Here is a 17,391-nt window from a genome sequence, read left to right on the forward strand (position 1 = left end):
ACTACTAACAAAAAAAGAGACTTAAACTAAGCCTATTATTACAGGTCATTATAATTTCCTACCATATTTATTATGTAACACGTCCTTACAATCATCCCACTTTGGAATCGTATCACTTTCCCAATTTGTAAATTCTAATTCATTCGCTATCTTTTTTGCTATTTTCATGGCTTTTAAATGGCTTCCATTACTACGATACTTTTTCATACATTCCTTATTCTCCCAAACCGTTAACGTCCAAAACGTATGCCATCCTTCTTTTGCAAATGAAGAATGTATTAAGCCATTCGCTTTATTTGCCTGTAGTCCAGCTCTCGTTGTATATATAAAAAAGAACGGTAACATCCTTTTTCCTTTTAGACGCATTCTAGTAACAGAAATAAACATATTCTACATCCTCTCACGTAAAATATAATAAGTTATTACAAAAAACTTTCATATTTTTATAAATATGTTAGTTTATGAATGTGTGCCATTTACTATTAATTTAAAGTTAGGCACTTTTACTCATTAATAATACAACAGAATTTCTCAAATGTTTTATCTTTATATTCTGGAACCCTTGTTAAGTGATCAAAATAACTATATGAAAATTTAAATATGTGCCCAAAATCCCAATTAAATTCGCTGTAGTCTTTAAGCCAGAATGCATTATCTAGCGGCAGTGTATCAACTTGTTTTGCTTTTGTGAGAGGTAAACGATCTACAGGAGAATTCAAGATTATTTGGGCATTCGGCATTAAATTGCGACTTTTTCTAAGTACATAAACTAGCTTTAATAGTGGTTTTATTCCTCGTTGAAATAATTCTATATGCCCTAAGTCATATAATATATTAGTCGCATGTGAGAAGGTAAGCATATGACCAATTAAATCGTGATGGGATTCCGCCTTATATATAACATTAAATTTAGATAATTCATTTAAAATAAATTTAGATAATTGCTTTGGGTTTTTAATTTCACTTTGAATCTCATCATTACATATGCTTAATTGCTTTACTTCTTTAGTTGTAAAACCAATCCAAGACCTACCGGGAATTGTTTTTTGAAACGATAATATAAGGTTTGCTATATTATTAATATCTTGCTCACCCCCCCAATGGCCTAACTCCTTAATGGCTAATAAACTTAATGAAGAGTAAATTACATTATGACCAACCCAACGGAGTTCATCAATCGTTTGTTCCAAAGATTTGATTATCACTTCTTCAGCGCTTTGAAAATCGATACCTTGTTTATTATCAATTGTTTCGCCTAACCTTTGCCTATGGAGCATCATTTTCGCTTGAGAATAAATGTTACATGTTGTTTCTTCATCAATACTATTATCTTTTGTAAAAAAATAACTAGCAATTGCAGCTGCTCCGAAATGCGCATGCCAAATATCATTTGTTTCTTTTTTACATTGAGAGATAATTGAAAGTCCATCTTTTAAAACACTTATATTTTCCATCATTACTATCTCTCCTCTAAATCCCAATAAAAAGAGCTTTTCGACCTCTACAAAGTCGCCAAAAACCCAGGTAAAAACTCTTGAAACGATTCATTTCGATTTATTTCACTTCTGCCAAAGCCTTAAAAATTTTCACTCTTTGTTCATCTGAATTATTTTGTTTGATAGTCATGGAACTATCTTATTTTTGTTTTTTTCTTTTGTGAAATCTCTCATCTTCTCCAATTTGGATATTCTTATTATTTCATTTTCAAATTGACGAAAGTGCAAATCAAATGTGTATGTATTTACAGAAAGCAATTTAGCTTAACGAAGGTGTTAACACAAATAAGATGTGATTCATTTCATCACTCTTATTCAAAAATCTATGCTTCACGTTCGGTGGAATACGCACAACATCACCTTCTTCTAAAAAATATTCATGCCCTTCTAATTCCACATACACTTCCCCTTTCATTACAACTGCAATTTCTTCCTTATCTTCGTGGGAATAGTGACTTTCTGTTGTATTTGCATATCCATTTAAATCCATCATTAACATTTCAATACGAGCTTTCATAAAATCTGGTGTTAATACATCGTAAACAATATGATCATTATTTTCTCGATATACTTTTTTCCGATCTTTCTTCTTAGAAATAAGCGAGTCTGTATCAATATCATTAATAAAAAGAGTAAATAGCGGTACATTTAATGCTTTCGCTATTAATTCCAATACATTTAAAGAAGGATTGGCATGTCCTCTTTCAATTTGACTAATAAGTGAAGTACTGATTCCTGCATAATCAGCAAATTCACGAATTGTCATATTATTTTTCTTACGATAACTTAAAACAGTTTGACCTAGTCGATAATGAATCATTTTTAAAACTTCCTTTCGTCCATCATAATACATCTTTCGTCCCTTTTGTGCTGACATACTAAACAGTGGCAATTAATCCTTCCTTATTTCATCTTAGGCTTATATACTAACTTTTGTACATTATATTATATATAGTTCATTATAATAAACAATCAAACGGAGGGACAATCTTTGAAATCACCTATTCTTTCATATTTCATCTTATTTTTCGGCGTGTTCGCCTTATCAACTTCAGCAATCTTCGTAAAAATAGCAGATGCCCCTGTAGCAATCACTGCTTTTTATCGATTATTGTTTGCTACGGTAATTCTTTTACCGTTTCTAATATTTAATACAAACAATCGAAGCGAACTTCGCTCATTATCAAAAAAGCAATGGGGATTTGGACTCTTATCTGGATTATTTCTAGCAGCTCATTATGTACTATGGTTTGAATCATTACAGTATACTTCTGTAGCAAGTTCTACAGTTATTGTAACGTTGCAACCTTTATTTTCAATGGTCGGTGGTTATTTTTTATTTAAGGAACGGTTTACGAAAGGTGCAATTATAGGCTGCCTTATTGCAATTTCAGGAAGTATCGTGATTGGGTGGCAAGATTTTCAAATTAGTGGCGAGGCTTTATACGGCGATATTTTAGCTTTTATTGCTGCTGGCGTCATAACAGCTTACTTTTTCATTAGTCAACATGTTCGTAAAGACCTATCCCTAATACCGTACTCGGTAATTAGTTATGGCAGTAGTTCACTTTTTCTCGGTATATTTGCTTACACACAGCAGTCATCCTTCTTCAATTACACTGCACAAACATGGTGGTCCTTTATAGGTCTGGCATTCATTGCAACGATTTTAGGACAAACAATTTTCAATTGGTTATTAAAATGGATTAGCGCTACTGTTATCTCGATGAGTATTTTAGGAGAAACAATTGGAACTTGTATTCTAGCCTACTTCATTTTAGATGAAACAATTTCTTTACAGCAAGGACTAGGAATTCTACTTATTTTCATTGGATTAGCATTATTTTTATTACAACCGAAACAATTAAATCACAATTTATAAAGTGAAACTTTAATCAGTGGGGGTTTTGTTCATCCCCCGCTGATTATCAGCCCTCACCAATCGGGCGTTTACGGGCAGTTTATCTCCCACCTAACTTCTTTACTCCAGCCGAATTTTGAGGTAGGAGTTTTACTGCCCACAAATAGCGGGATAAACAAGAAAAGCATGACAAACTAATGTCATGCTTTTCTTGTTTATTTATTATTGCGGAGATTGTTCCACCTGCTTTTGCTTTAGCCTTTGCTCCAATACATGAATCATGAAGAGGAAATGCTCTGCCTCTCTTGTAACATGATCAGCAAGCAATGGATTTATGACATTTCGGATTTGACATGTTTGAATTAACTCTAATCCTGCTTTTTTGAAATTCCTTAACTCAACAGTGGCGTTTTCACTATCTTTATTCATTTTTCCTATAATTGGATATGTCGGCTCTTTTTGATATAACATTGATTCAACATCTCTAGCTTGGTTAAGCAAAATTTCGAAATCATCACCGAATTTCAACGCTGTATGAACAAGATTTCTTTCCGATTGATCCAGTAATGATCCAATAAAACGTGAGTGTTCCATCATAATACGTAGCCAGAAAACATTCTCACTAATAATCGCATCTTGAATAGGATCCATTTTCCCTTCGTTAAACTTTTGAAGTGTCCGCATAAAATATTCTGCTTCTCGTGCAACATGATCCACTAAAAGTGGGAAATTAAACCCTTTCACTTTACAATTGATGATTAAAATTAGTAAATTTCTTTTATAATTACGAAAAGCATACACTAACTGAATGCTCTCTTCATTTAATTGCCTCACCGCTTGAACAGTTTGTGGAATAGTAAATGCTTTTTGCAGCTGCCTATCAAACTGATTATAAAATTGCTCTACCTGCTGAATTAAATTTTTATCGTTACGATTAAACCCCTCACCAAGAAACAAAGCATGCTCTTTCATTATCCGTAACCAAAATCTATTTTCAGTTATAGATCGTTCAATAAATAATTGTTCTGTTAATGATTCAGGTGGAGCTGCTTTCAATTCCGGTGGCAACAGCATAGCCCGCTGTGGGTCCATAATAAAATGTCCAGGAATAGGTACATTACAATCACTCCTTATCCCTTGAATACGCTATTATGCTATGTATGAAAATAAATAAAATATAAATAAATTGTTATGATCATTTTTTCAAGGTTTTTGAAATTTTCACATATGCTTTTCCCTATCTCATACTTTTTATTTGTTGCCTGGCGCAGGTTGATCTACACCTTTAATAAGTTTTGTTCATTCCCCTTGCACATAGAAATAGATTCTATTAAGTCATATGCTTTCCAGGTCAAGATGATTCCTAATGCTTCACCTGCTAAAACATCCGTTAAATAAAAATTCCTCTTGACTTTTTATAAACTAAAAAAAGCATGGCGTCCTTTTGCCATACTTTTCTCAAAACAAATCGATATTTCCGTTCAATTTACACCTCTATTTATTATGTAAAATCAAACCATTTGGCCTAAAACGACTCATCATGATTTCGTTAACAAATTTCCCATGAGCCTTCAAATTCCCAACCTTTACACCCTCTTCGATAAATCCAAATTTTTCATATAATACTTTGGCTCTAGGATTCGTTTCTAATACACCAAGTTCCACTCGTTCTAACATTAGCCAATTATCAGCTAAATCCAGCATTTTTGTAAGAAGTGCTTTTCCAATTCCCTTATTGTGATATTCACTATCTACTCCGATGAATAAATCACCCGAGTGAGATCTTCGTCCTGGGCTTTGGGTTAAACCGACAAATCCAACAACTTCTCCATCATATTCTGCTACAAATTCAAATTGATTCTGTGCTAAATTTCGAATTCTATTCTCCATTGCATATACGATGAATTGCTCTAGCATCTTGTATTTCTACTGCTCTAACGTTAATCTCCATCTTTCTCTCCTCCATTCAAATAATCATATAGATATTCTAATATGCAATATGAAAATCCTTCCTAAACTTAATTAATCATGTCATTTTTATATAATTATTTCAGTATAATAACATTTTTCAAACCCAACCTCTTCACTCTACCACTTAGAAAAATCCACGCGACCTTATTTTAACTATTCACCCGATTATACAATTCAAGTAGTTCCTCTACAGGAATATTATTTATTTTCATACCTGTTATATCACTATTTTGTATTTCAACATTTTTAAGATTACAATTAATTACTTTACTACCTTCAAGATTGCATCTTTCAAAAGAAATAGACTCCTTACCTTCTTCAAGGCTTGTATCTTTAAATTGAACTCCACCTAAAGTCACCAAATTAAATTTACTGCCTGAAAGATTTAAATCTGCATATGAGGAGTTCCTTAGATTAATATTTTTAAACTTTGATTGACTTAAATTACAATTACTCATGTTCATATGCATTACATTACTATTAACAAATGAACTACCCTTTAAATTCACCTGATAATACTCTGTATTTGCCAAATTACAGTTTTCGTATTGCCCACTTTTCATATCTTTATTTTTAACTAAGTTCTCTTCGCTTGAAACTGTCTTTATTCTTTTTACATAGCAATATTCATCTTCCGTTTCAAAAATTGTCTCAAAGCCCATTTTTTTATAGAAATGATGATTATTAACTTGTCTACTAGACGTCTCAAGATCCCAAATCCTTACGCTTGGAAACTCTTCTTCTATAAACTTGATAGCCTGTGATCCAATCCCTATCCCCTGATGAATAGTATCCACAAATATACGATCAATTCTACCGTAAGACTTACCAGAAATCGTAACTATAATTCCACCGACAATTTCTTCATCCATTCTAACTTTAAAATAATCCAATTCTTCAATTGAATATATAGTCATCTCAACTGAAGAGTATCCTGGTGGCTGAATGTTATAATCAATTACACCATCTTGATCACACAACCATTGTTTTGCTTCTTCATCAAATGTTCTTCTCATTATTTCTGTTAACTTTTCAGCATCTAAAATTGTAGCTTTTTCAATAGATATTATCGTCATTTCATTTTCCCCTTAATTTTCATAAACAAATAACTTATGTGAACAAATTAGTTACTAGTTTACTTTCGCTTTTATAAATTTTCCCATTATTACATATGGAACATCATCTTTACTTGGATGAAATGGCTCCAATACATTTACCCAATCTAATTTTTCATATAAAGAACGCGCTTTTTCATTGTTTATTTGTGTTGTTAAAACGCTCGTTCTATTTGGAATGCCTTCTAATAATCCATTATGTAATTTCTTCCCAAGACCCTCATTTCGATATTCTGTGTGAACTGCTAACTCTACAAATTCAAAACAATCTTCTAACCACTGGTCTATTTGTTCCAAGTTCAATGCTTCTCTCATTAATTGATTATAGTACTGGCCTTCCAATGAACGATAACCATAAGTAAAACCAATAACTTCATTTTCATCATTTATTGCTACTATACCTTTAAAATCCGTATATCCGATATGTCTTTTAATCCGTTCGACCATGTCAGAAAAATTTGTTTTATCAAATACTTTACAATATAGTTTTGCCATATTAATAATTAGGGCTTCATCTTTTCTTATAGGTATTATTGTCATTTCCCCACTCCTATTATTAGTGATTGTATTTACCAGTACTTGTGAATTATTATAAAATAAAGAATTTTGCATTTATTTTTATATTAACCTATTATTCATTATAAGTGTTTAATTATTATCATTTTATCAAGTAACATATCAGCGATATTTTATGTCTATTTCATATAGGTGTTAGCAAGTTCGTTTGCAAACTTGTTAGCACTTTTTTATAAAAATTGTATATTGCTTCACACAGTAGGAATCCGTTTTGATCAATCTTTTTTCAAAATGGATTCCTTTTGTCTCTTATCAAATAAGGGGTTGTAAAACATTTCTGATTAAACTTTATCCAAATGTTACAGTAGTACCAGTAGTATCAGTAGTACCATTAAAACCATCAAAACAATTAGAGCAACCACCGCAACCACCACAACCACCACAACCACCACAACTAAAGCAACCGAAGCAACCAAAACAACGGAATCCACCACAACGAAATCCACCACCACCACAACGACCACAACCGCCACAACGACCACAACCGCCACAGCGACGAGCATCACCTTCAATATAGTAATATGGATATTGGTTTTGCTGGTCCCAATACACAACATTTCCAGACTGATAACAATTAAGGCTTAACGCTTGTAGTTCTTGTTGAAACTTATTCATTTTCATGACCTCCGTTTATAAACTAAAACCCCATCGATGCTTTCCTATATTTCTGTTCGTTAAATCTAAGTAGTAAATAGCGCTAAAAACTAAGTTCAATACGTACACCAACAAAATATGACCTATCACTAGATGATGCACCTTGTTCATATGCCTATTTTTAGGTTGTTTTTACTATGGGCTCATTTTTATAAATGGAAATTATAAAATATGAATTTAAACAATAACATTTAGATTTAGCAGTGAAACAACGTATCATATACCAAAATCCTGTTGCCCTTGCTGAAATACCTAAATCAGAAAAAACCTCTATCCAAACATGGACAGAGGACGAAGTAAAAAAAATTTTGTTACATTCACAAAACTCACGATATCATACTGGCTTTGTTCTAGCAATAACTACAGGAATGAGGCTAGGTGAAGTCTTAGGTTTACGTTGGCAAGGTGTTGATTTCGATAATCATACAGTTACAATTAATCAAACATTAGGTCATGATAATAAAATTAAAACCAGCACAAAAACATACTCTTCGAAGCGTACAATCCCTATTCCTTTAGAGGCAATTGAAGAATTAAAAAAACGTAGACTTCAAGTAAATAAAGAGAAATTACGACTAGGTACAGCATATTTATTAAAATGTTCATGCTTCAGAGCTATTGTAACTTTCATGTTGTTCATTAAGCGCCTTCTGTACCATAATCTTCAATTGTTAGCTTTACATTATATTTGATTGGTGTCTTACTAAACACTTTATCCCAATCCTTTTCAACTTTCTTCCATACTTTTGGATACTCGATTTTCAAACTAGTATTAAAGCCAGCAACGTCAGTTTTATATTCCTTTTGAATTTTTTGCAATGTATGTTTCACTAATCGCCTCACTTCTTGTTGGGCAGATTGCTCCACTCTTTTGAGAAATGCATTTTTAAAAGCTTCCTCTGACTCAGACCAATTTTCAGATAACCGGCCCACAGACTGAACATTGACATCGAACGAGAGCTTATCCCCTTTAACATGGGGCGTAATTTTACTTTTCATAGATTTCACTTCATACATAACTAATTTTCCCGTCTTTTTATCATAACTTTTCACCAGGCCACTTTTTCCTTTTGCAGTTATCCACATTAAGCCTTCTAATTCATTCTCGTTCAAAAAGCCACGGAGTTTTTTGGTACTTCCTTTCATAACAGCAGCACCTACATATTTCACTTCTCCATTTATAGAAATCACATTTGGTAAAAGAAAACTCGCCCCAGATTTCACCTTTCCTGGTAGTTTTGCAAGTGGCATCGGTGGTAAAATTCGTGAGGATCTATATTGATTATCTTCAATTTCAATCAAGCGAAATGCTGGAATTTCCCCTGATTCTTTTGATTTTAACGCATCACTAGCTAGCCCTTTACTAACCATAATAAAGCAACTAGGTCTCATCTCATTATCACGAACATAGATATCCAATAACTGTGTTAAATTATATGTTCGGGCAATACTTTCACTAACAACTATTACTTTCGTATGATGAAAAATGATAGGCCTTTGCCTTCTTAATGCAACTTCACGTATTGATTGATGAAGAGAATCTCCTGTTTCAGCAACATTCATGTAAGCTTTTTGTTGTGATACTCCACCTTTTCCTCCGTCTGATGATGATTGTACTTTAACGAATTGATAAGTGGTTGTTATTAAATTCTTCTTTTTATATCCGCCGCCCTTTTCTTCAATTTCTTTCTCAATCTTTGTTTTTTTTTCTTTATCTATTGCTAAACCTACGGCGAAACCTAACTCCTCAATTTCATGACTACTCCAGCATCCTGTAAGTAATAAGAGAAAAACTAATGACGTTATTCTTATAATAATTTTTCTACCTTTAACATTTTGGTTCATGCCTTTTTTTCCTTCCCTTCGAAATCATAAGGAGAAGAAACGGAAGCATACCAAATAAAATTATTGCTGCGTTACTAATCATATTTCCAAATTCAAATAACTCATTTATGTTTTTTGGAATTGCAGCAACGATATATATTACTGGAAGTAATCCATACAAGAAGGAATGAATATTTTTATTAAAAATCTGCGCTAACCCTAAAGCAGCTGCATAATAACAGATTGTATACGTTGCAAAAATTTGCATAATCCATATTACTAATAACAAAGATTCGAACCGTTCAAAAATTAAACCTTGAATTTCAAAACTTCTCATTAGATCTATTGTAGGCCAGGTTCTTACCAATACTCCATCTATAGAAAACGCACCAATAACCATTACAACTGTAATGACATAAAAAAGTAAAGGAATCATAGTGCCAATTATTACAACCCTTACACCTTGAGATGGCTTCTTCATAAAGGCTAAAAGTAACAACATAATTTCAGCACCCGAATATGCCATAGTTGTTGTTTTTAGGCCTTTTAATGCCGGACCAATCCCTAATCCTAATACAGGACGAAGATTATCGAGTTCAAATATTCCTATACTCATAAAAGATGTCACTAAGAAAATAAAAACTGTAATTGGAAAAATAATTTCAAATAAACGTGCTATCGCATTTATTCCACCTAAATTCAGATATAGACATATCCACATAAATGGCATAATAATAGCCCAGTCAGGTGTACCTTCTAGTAGAAAGAAGCTTGTTATACATTCCAACGATCTAAGTTCAAATGACGAAAGTGTTAAAAAGTAACCGATAATCAATAAACTAATTAACACCCCAAGCCATTTCCCTACAAGTTCTTGGCTATATTGATAAAATGTTTTTTCAGGAAATTGTTGACTTAACTTCACGATAATTATGCCTGCAACTATCGCAATTAATCCTCCTAAAATAACCGTTATCCAAACATCAGGTGTATGCACTTTCTCAGCTGCTGTTCTAGGTAAAGTGAGAATTCCGATAGCAAGTATATAATTGATAAGAATAACCGCTGCTTGGGAAGTTGGAATTTTGTCCTTTGAGTTAGTAATCATTCCTCTTCACTTCCTTTCCGTACATAGTCTTTTAAATTCAACATTTTTGGACGTCGCTTCATCATCTGTATTGGCATACGAACGATAAAGTCCTTCCAATCAGTAAATTGATATAAGACAGCCGGGCTAGCATACGGTACACCAAAACTTTTAAGCCTTGCAATATGACTGCATATAAATAGGAAAAATAGAATAACTCCATATAATCCGAATATGGCAGCGAAAAACATCGCTACAAAGCGAAGAATACGTAATGGGATTGCTGTACTATAATGAGAAAGTGCAAAAGAAGAAATAGCTGTGGCCGCCACAACAATCACCATGATTGGACTCACGATTCCAGCTGATACAGCAGCTTGCCCAATGATTAATCCACCTACAATTCCCATCGCTGAACCAATCGGTTTAGGTAGTCGTAACCCTGCTTCTCGTAAAATTTCAATCGCAATTTCCATAAATAATCCTTCTATAATTGCAGGAAAGGGAACGCCTTCCCGCCCTCCTATAATTGAAATGGCTAACTTAGTTGGAATCAATCCAGGATGGAATGGAATGAAATAAATGAAATGTACAGAGCGGGAGCAAATAGAGAAATAATAGCTGTTCCAAAGCGCAATAAACGAATCAATGTACCTGGTATCCAACGTTCATAGTAGTCTTCAGGCGATTGCATCATCATACTAAATGTAACCGGAACAATTAATGCAAAAGGTGTTCCATCCAATAAAATTGCAACCCTTCCTTCCATTAATGCAGCGATAACTTTATCAGGACGTTCCGTACTCTGTACTTGCGGGAAGGGACTAAGATAATTATCTTCAATTAGTTGTTCTACATAACCTGACTCTGGCACATTATCAATATTAATTTTCTGAATTCGCTTCTTAACTTCTTCTACTAATTCTGGAACAGCAATCTCTTTCATAAAGGCAACAACCAACTCTTTCTTAGCCCGTTCTCCTACATGAAATTTCACTAATGATAATCCTTCATTTTCACCGTGTAACCGCAACAAAGCAGTATTGTCCGACAAAACTTCTGTGAAACCTACCCGTGGACCTCTGACCGATCCTTCTGATACTGGCTCTTCAACATTACGTGTTTTTCCTTTTTTTGTATTAAGTTATGAAAACATCTGATAATCCATCAATTAATAATGCCGTTGAACCCATTAACACTTTTGACATCATTTTTTGCACAGATTGTACTTCCTCCACTCCACTAATAGGAAGAACTCGGTTTTTAATAAACTCTTTTGAAACACTATCTTTCATATTAGATGATTCATCTTTATACTCATCAGGAAAATTACACATTAATGATTTCATAATTTGCATATCAATAAGATCTTTATCTGACAGCCCTTCTACAAAAACAAGAACTGCCCGGATGCTAGTCCCGCCGATATTAAACTCTCGACAATAAACATCCGAATTATCAAGAGCTTCTTTTTTTATAACCTCTAAATCTAAGTTGAAATCACCTGTAAAGTAGTCTTCAGAAACTTGGATCGCGTTATTCTCATATGTATTGCCTTGTTCTTGGCTTTGATTAACTATTGAATCCTGCGCTTTCACCTTCATCACTCTTTCTCAAAAAAACTTCCTATACTACTCTTCTTTACATATCAATATTTGTTTTCACTTGAATGTAGTTCGTTATATTATTCTTTTTCTAATGTGCGAATCCAACTAAAAAATCTTGAAATTATATATGGAATGAAAAGTACGATAAAGGCTTGTATAAAAACTTTCCACTCAGGTACATACAAAACAATCGTGTCCCACATTTTTATCATCCTATAACAATACATAATTTTAGAAATTCCTCACTCAATTGGAATTTCTTACGAATTATTATGTCTGATAAGAAAAATTTTAATGCACTTAAAACTTCATCATACATTTCATCTATATTTTTCGTTGTATATTCAAAATGATCATTCTATATCAGACCAACAAAAAAGAAGGTGGCCTAAAAATCAGTTTTACTGACTTTATCGGCAACCTTCTTTTATAAAGTATCTTCTTTTTGTAATTGCTTTTCTTCTTTCCAAAGCTTTCCTGGCCAAAAAGCGAAGCGTCCTAAAACGACTGTAATCGCAGGCACAAGCAGCGGTCTTACAATAAATGTATCTAGCAATACACCGATTGCTGTCACAATACCGAATTGAACAAGAACTTGAATTGGCAATGTACCTAATACTGCAAATGTTCCTGCTAAAATTAAACCTGCGGATGTAATTACACTACCTGTTTGTATAACACCATTTTTTACTGCATCCAAGTGATTTTGTTTCTTTCTGTTTTTCCATATTTCTGAAACCATAAAGATATTATAATCTTCACCTAAAGCAACTAAAAATACGAATGCATATAACGGGATTGCCCCTTGTATCGCCGGAGCTCCCATACCGAAATGAAGTAATATCCACCCCGCTCCTAATGCAGAGAAGAATGATAAAACGACAGTTACAATTAAGTAAATCATCGCAACGATAGAACGTAAGTAAACGAGTAAAAGTAAAGCTATGATACCAATCATAACAGGAATAATAACCGATTCATCACGTTCAGTAATTTGTTTTGTATCATATAAGGAAGCTGTTTCTCCCCCAATCCACAATTGATCCTCAGCATTACGGATTCCTTCGTCTTTTAATACTTTTTCTACATTACTTTTCAATTTAGGAATTTGATCTAATGCTTCAATTGAGTACGGATTTTCTGCTAAAGAAACTTCATACATTTGTAATTGGTTATTTTCTTTTCCCCTCATTGGTTCTTTCACTTTTTTAACAAAAGATAATTTCTCTATTTCTTGTTTAATAGGTAAATCTTTTCCTTTTGAATCAACTACAATCTTTACTGGTGCTAATTCTCCAGCTGAAAAATGATCCGTAATTAATGTAAATCCTTCGCGTGATGGCATATCTTTCGGGAATGATTCTAATAAATCGTACGTGTATTGAATACGCGGTACAAATGAAGCCAATCCTCCTAATAAAAATACGGTTAGCATAATAATTGTCCACGGTTTACGTACAACAAGATCACCAAGCTTTTTACTAAAGGCCCCATCTGTAGTTTTTACTTTTAAAACTTTCTTTTTCGAAAACTCTTCATTCATTGCAGTTGTTCTCGGTATGAATGGGAAGAATGCAATTCTACCGAAAATTAATAATAATGCCGGAAGAATTGTTAATGCAGCGATTCCCATTATGAAAACAGCAACACTGAATGGTACTGCAAATCGATGAAAGGCACCATATTGAGCAAGTAATAATGTTCCTAATCCTAATACTACAGTTAGTGCACTCATTATAATTGCACCACCTGAAGCTTTTATCGCAAGTTGCAGTGCTTTATATTTACTTTCTTCTTCTAACAGATACTCCCTATATCTTGAAATTAAAAATAGACAGTAATCCGTTCCTGCTCCAAACAGTAAGACAGTCATAATCGATATAGCCTGTGCATCTACTTTAATCCATCCATTGTCTGCTAAAAAGCCCAGGGTCGGACTGATAATTCCATATGCAAAGCCAACAACAAGTAAAGGTAAAATTGCTAAAATTGGAGAGCGATACAATAAAATTAATAAAACTAATACAAGTAATACAGTAGCAACTAATAATTTCACATCAGCTTGACTAAATAAACTTACCGCATCCGTTTGAATACCTACAGGTCCAGATAATCGAACATGTAAACCAGAGTCGGTAATTTTTTGTTTGAACGGATCTTCATCCACTTTACTACTCACTATTTTTCGTAACTCTTCTAAATTACCTTTTAATATATCCGTTCCAGCAGATTTATTAAAAAATATTGGTGTGACAAATGATGTACCATCTTTTGATGCACTTTTTGATAATACTTGCTCTGGAATTGTATCAAATGGTGGTAATGTTGATTGTTCTTTTAAAGGACTGGCCTTTAACTCTTTATAAACGTCTTGTATGAGTTTATAATCCTTTGACTGTAATCCACCATCTCGATGCCATACTACTAACAACGGATTTCCTGCATTATTAGGAAATTCTTTTTTCATAAGTGCTTCAGCTTGCTGTGACATAGATGTTTCAGGTAAATTTTTCGGATTCGGTTCTTTCATACTGTTTACTTGTGGTAACGTAAATGAAAGTACCAGTGTAATAAGAATCCAAACCGATAAAGTTATCCATTGCGTATTCTTCCCTGCTACAAGCTTCCCTAACATATTTAACGGGTGCTTTTTCATAAAAACCCACCTTCCTTTTCCCCACCAATATTAATTATATATACTGGTTGGTTAATTAATCAAGAATGATTAAAAAATTATGTTATAATTATCTCAATAATAAATGTCAGGAGCGAATGTATTTGGATCAAAAACAACGTCCTCTCGGAAGGCCTCGTCAAAATAAAAATACAAAATCTACAAAAGCAATCATTTTAGAAGTTGCAACTAGGTTATTTCTCACTCAAAATTATCAAGTTGTTTCGATGGATGAGGTCGCGAAAGAATGTGGTGTTACAAAAGCAACCGTCTACTATTACTATTCAACAAAAGCGGATTTATTTGCCGCTACTATGATTCAAATGATGGTGCGAATAAGAGAAAATATGGATCAAATCCTCTCTACAAATAAGACTTTGGAAGAAAGATTATTGGACTTTGCTACAGTATACTTACACGCAACGATGGATATTGATATGAAGAACTTCATGAAAGATGCAAAACTATCCTTATCTGAAGAGCAATTGAAGGAATTAAAAAATGCCGAGGATAACATGTATGAAGTATTGGAAAAAGCACTCGATAATGCGACGGCCCTTGGCGAAATACCTAAAGGAGATCCTAAATTTGCTGCCCATGCTTTCGTAGCTTTATTATCAATCGGGAATTTTAAAGATGAGAATCACAATCCTACTCTTGCAAATATAGATGAATTAGCAAAACAAATCGTTTCGTTTTATTGGAATGGGTTAAGTCATCAAAATTAAATTGATTATATTTAATAAAGAGCACGTTTGAAATCCCTTCAAACATGCTCTTTATTAATTTAAGGGTTTTATTTATATACTAGCAATTAGATTATACTTTAGCACCGATTAACAAAAAATTCTTATCTACAGCTTTTGAATTTGTGCATTTATATTCCCCTTACTTAATCCACCATGGTAACAAACTACCGAATCAATTTCTAAATTTAAATACTTCTTCAAAGAATTTTGCGCTTCCTTTACGTCCAAAGTAGTTGGGGCATGAATTCCCCCTAAAATTCCGTTTACGCTATACATTGAATCCCCAGCGATAAGAGTTTTACTTTGTCTCAAATATAAACTAATATGACCAGGAGTGTGCCCTGGGGTATGAATAATAAGAATACCACCGCAATATGGAAGTTCTTGACCGTCAATCAAAGTATCACTCACTTTTCCTTTCGGAGGATTCTGTACTTGTGCATCCTTCAATAAAGGTAACTCCCCCTCGATATATGGCTTATCTAGTTCGTGAGCATAAACTTTTATATTACTTCCACAGTTTTGTAATAGTTCAGGAAGACTACCTATATGATCTATATCTTGATGCGTCAAAATCACGGCTTTTAGTTTATCAAACGATACTCCAACCTTACCCATTTCTACTCGTATATCTTCAATTTGTCCAGGAAATCCAGTATCTATTAAAACTGCCATTTCATTATCCCATAAAAGAATTGGATGAATAATAAACCCTTGAAATTCAATATGTAACATCTCTACTCCCTTAGCAATCTCCATTACTTTAGTCTCCTTTATTATTAGGTTTTTAAAATCTAAAAATAGATTTGACTACATAAAAAACTAAATAAATAAAGCCCTGCTAGCGTTTAATACGTTTCGTCATACCAATCGAAAATTCCTCAAATCCAATTGATTCATAGTAAGGTTTTAAATCTTCAACGCACATAAGTTGTGGAATAACTCGTTTTTGTTCGCAGTGCCGGATTAATCGTTCCACTATTTCCTTTCCAATGCCTTTGGACTGATATTCCGGTAATACACACACTCCGCAAATAATGCCCGTAATTACACCATCTGATATAATCCGTCCCATCCCTACTAACTTTTGGTCATCAAAAACATAAATTGCATACCAACTTTGCTTACACATGCGTTCTAACTCGTAAACCGATAATTTAAGAGAATTCCATCCTAAAGATTCATACATAGTTAATAATTCATTGAAATCTTTAGGGGGTTCAATTGTGTAATTTAAAATAGTTTTCATGTAAATACTCCCTATTATCCTTTTTATTTTTATTCCAAAAAATTTTTGGCCGTCGTTAAACTGACTAGAACAATACTTCAATAAGAAAAAATGAAACTCCTCCTCTTTAAGAACATAAGGAACTTAATAAGATTGGTACCATATATATTTCTCTATTTAATATTTGTTTAGTATATCAACTAATGGTGAGTATAAAATATATACATTTCAACCATCACCAAATACTGTATCTAATTTACAATTATAAGAAAAAGAAGGTATCTCATCTTTGTGAGATACCTTCTTTTATATCAATCTATCATTATATTATCAACCAAAAATCATACAGCTACATACGATAAGAACAAACAAAACTAATAAACTATTTGAGAAATAACCCATAGAATACTACCCCTTTATTTAATTATGTAAAAGATTTTACCATAAAATTATTAATAGTATAATGACTGAAAATGACATTGGCTTCATTAGTTTTTTATGTATAAAGTAATATTTTTAATCTTTACATTCCCCTCTCACAAAAAACTT

The 17,391-nt window shown here is 33.1% G+C and carries 14 protein-coding genes and 3 pseudogenes; 3 read left to right on the plus strand and 14 right to left on the minus strand.

Annotated features, from left to right (window positions below; genetic code table 11):
* Positions 1-48 precede the first annotated feature (48 nt).
* From BWGOE10_RS12585 to BWGOE10_RS12595, 3 genes are all read right to left on the minus strand, one after another.
* Positions 49-387, minus strand: a complete 339-nt coding sequence (locus BWGOE10_RS12585; protein WP_070142630.1) for a hypothetical protein — start codon at positions 385-387, stop codon at positions 49-51.
* Between the two features lie 116 nt (positions 388-503).
* On the minus strand, positions 504-1,454 hold the full coding sequence (locus BWGOE10_RS12590; RefSeq protein ID WP_070142881.1) for a hypothetical protein: 951 nt from the start codon (positions 1,452-1,454) through the stop codon (positions 504-506).
* A 301-nt stretch (positions 1,455-1,755) separates the two neighbouring features.
* Positions 1,756-2,373 (minus strand): helix-turn-helix domain-containing protein, encoded by a 618-nt coding sequence (locus tag BWGOE10_RS12595; protein WP_171903110.1) that lies wholly within the window; start codon positions 2,371-2,373, stop codon positions 1,756-1,758.
* A gap of 114 nt (positions 2,374-2,487) precedes the next feature.
* Here BWGOE10_RS12595 and BWGOE10_RS12600 point away from each other — a divergent pair, with 114 nt between their 5' ends.
* The gene (locus BWGOE10_RS12600; protein ID WP_070142626.1) at positions 2,488-3,378 is read left to right on the plus strand and encodes a DMT family transporter; all 891 of its coding nucleotides are present in this window, start codon (positions 2,488-2,490) and stop codon (positions 3,376-3,378) included.
* Between the two features lie 201 nt (positions 3,379-3,579).
* Here BWGOE10_RS12600 and BWGOE10_RS12605 read toward each other — a convergent pair whose 3' ends face one another.
* From BWGOE10_RS12605 to BWGOE10_RS12625, 5 genes and pseudogenes are all read right to left on the minus strand, one after another.
* Positions 3,580-4,449: a DUF2935 domain-containing protein gene (locus tag BWGOE10_RS12605; RefSeq protein ID WP_070142625.1), complete on the minus strand. Its 870-nt coding sequence runs from the start codon at positions 4,447-4,449 to the stop codon at positions 3,580-3,582.
* 402 nt (positions 4,450-4,851) lie between these two features.
* Positions 4,852-5,308, minus strand: a pseudogene (locus BWGOE10_RS12610) (GNAT family N-acetyltransferase).
* A 169-nt stretch (positions 5,309-5,477) separates the two neighbouring features.
* A complete protein-coding gene (locus BWGOE10_RS12615; protein ID WP_070142623.1) occupies positions 5,478-6,404 on the minus strand; it encodes a GNAT family N-acetyltransferase in 927 nt (308 codons plus the stop codon).
* A 54-nt stretch (positions 6,405-6,458) separates the two neighbouring features.
* On the minus strand, positions 6,459-6,983 hold the full coding sequence (locus tag BWGOE10_RS12620) for a GNAT family N-acetyltransferase (RefSeq protein ID WP_070142621.1): 525 nt from the start codon (positions 6,981-6,983) through the stop codon (positions 6,459-6,461).
* A 324-nt stretch (positions 6,984-7,307) separates the two neighbouring features.
* Positions 7,308-7,634: a heterocycloanthracin/sonorensin family bacteriocin gene (locus BWGOE10_RS12625; protein WP_070142619.1), complete on the minus strand. Its 327-nt coding sequence runs from the start codon at positions 7,632-7,634 to the stop codon at positions 7,308-7,310.
* A 230-nt stretch (positions 7,635-7,864) separates the two neighbouring features.
* On the opposite strand from BWGOE10_RS12625, the pseudogene BWGOE10_RS12630 reads away from it, so the two are divergent.
* Positions 7,865-8,263: pseudogene (locus tag BWGOE10_RS12630) on the plus strand (site-specific integrase); the annotation flags it as partial.
* Positions 8,264-8,312: 49 nt separating this feature from the next.
* Here the strand turns inward: BWGOE10_RS12630 and BWGOE10_RS12635 are convergent.
* From BWGOE10_RS12635 to BWGOE10_RS12650, 4 genes and pseudogenes are all read right to left on the minus strand, one after another.
* The gene (locus tag BWGOE10_RS12635; protein ID WP_070142617.1) at positions 8,313-9,518 is read right to left on the minus strand and encodes a Ger(x)C family spore germination protein; all 1,206 of its coding nucleotides are present in this window, start codon (positions 9,516-9,518) and stop codon (positions 8,313-8,315) included.
* Positions 9,502-10,605 carry a spore germination protein gene (locus BWGOE10_RS12640; RefSeq protein ID WP_070142614.1) on the minus strand — a complete coding sequence of 368 codons (1,104 nt, stop codon included), beginning with the start codon at positions 10,603-10,605 and terminating at the stop codon, positions 9,502-9,504. The genes BWGOE10_RS12635 and BWGOE10_RS12640 overlap by 17 nt, the downstream gene beginning before the upstream one ends.
* Positions 10,602-12,188 (minus strand): annotated as a pseudogene (locus tag BWGOE10_RS33125) (spore germination protein). Before BWGOE10_RS33125 ends, BWGOE10_RS12640 begins: the two are co-directional and overlap by 4 nt.
* A 430-nt stretch (positions 12,189-12,618) precedes the next feature.
* Positions 12,619-14,847, minus strand: a complete 2,229-nt coding sequence (locus BWGOE10_RS12650; RefSeq protein ID WP_070142612.1) for an MMPL family transporter — start codon at positions 14,845-14,847, stop codon at positions 12,619-12,621.
* Between the two features lie 122 nt (positions 14,848-14,969).
* On the opposite strand from BWGOE10_RS12650, the gene BWGOE10_RS12655 reads away from it, so the two are divergent.
* A complete protein-coding gene (locus BWGOE10_RS12655) occupies positions 14,970-15,593 on the plus strand; it encodes a TetR/AcrR family transcriptional regulator (RefSeq protein WP_070142611.1) in 624 nt (207 codons plus the stop codon).
* 126 nt (positions 15,594-15,719) lie between these two features.
* Here BWGOE10_RS12655 and BWGOE10_RS12660 read toward each other — a convergent pair whose 3' ends face one another.
* Together BWGOE10_RS12660 and BWGOE10_RS12665 are read right to left on the minus strand one after the other, a co-directional pair.
* Entirely contained in the window at positions 15,720-16,373 is a 654-nt protein-coding gene (locus tag BWGOE10_RS12660; RefSeq protein WP_070142610.1) for an MBL fold metallo-hydrolase, read from the minus strand.
* An 82-nt stretch (positions 16,374-16,455) separates the two neighbouring features.
* A complete protein-coding gene (locus BWGOE10_RS12665; RefSeq protein WP_070142608.1) occupies positions 16,456-16,863 on the minus strand; it encodes a GNAT family N-acetyltransferase in 408 nt (135 codons plus the stop codon).
* Between the last annotated feature and the right edge of the window lie 528 nt (positions 16,864-17,391).

It is taken from the genome of Bacillus mycoides (genome assembly GCF_001757995.1).
GTDB classification, from domain to species: Bacteria; Bacillota; Bacilli; order Bacillales; family Bacillaceae_G; genus Bacillus_A; species Bacillus_A mycoides_B.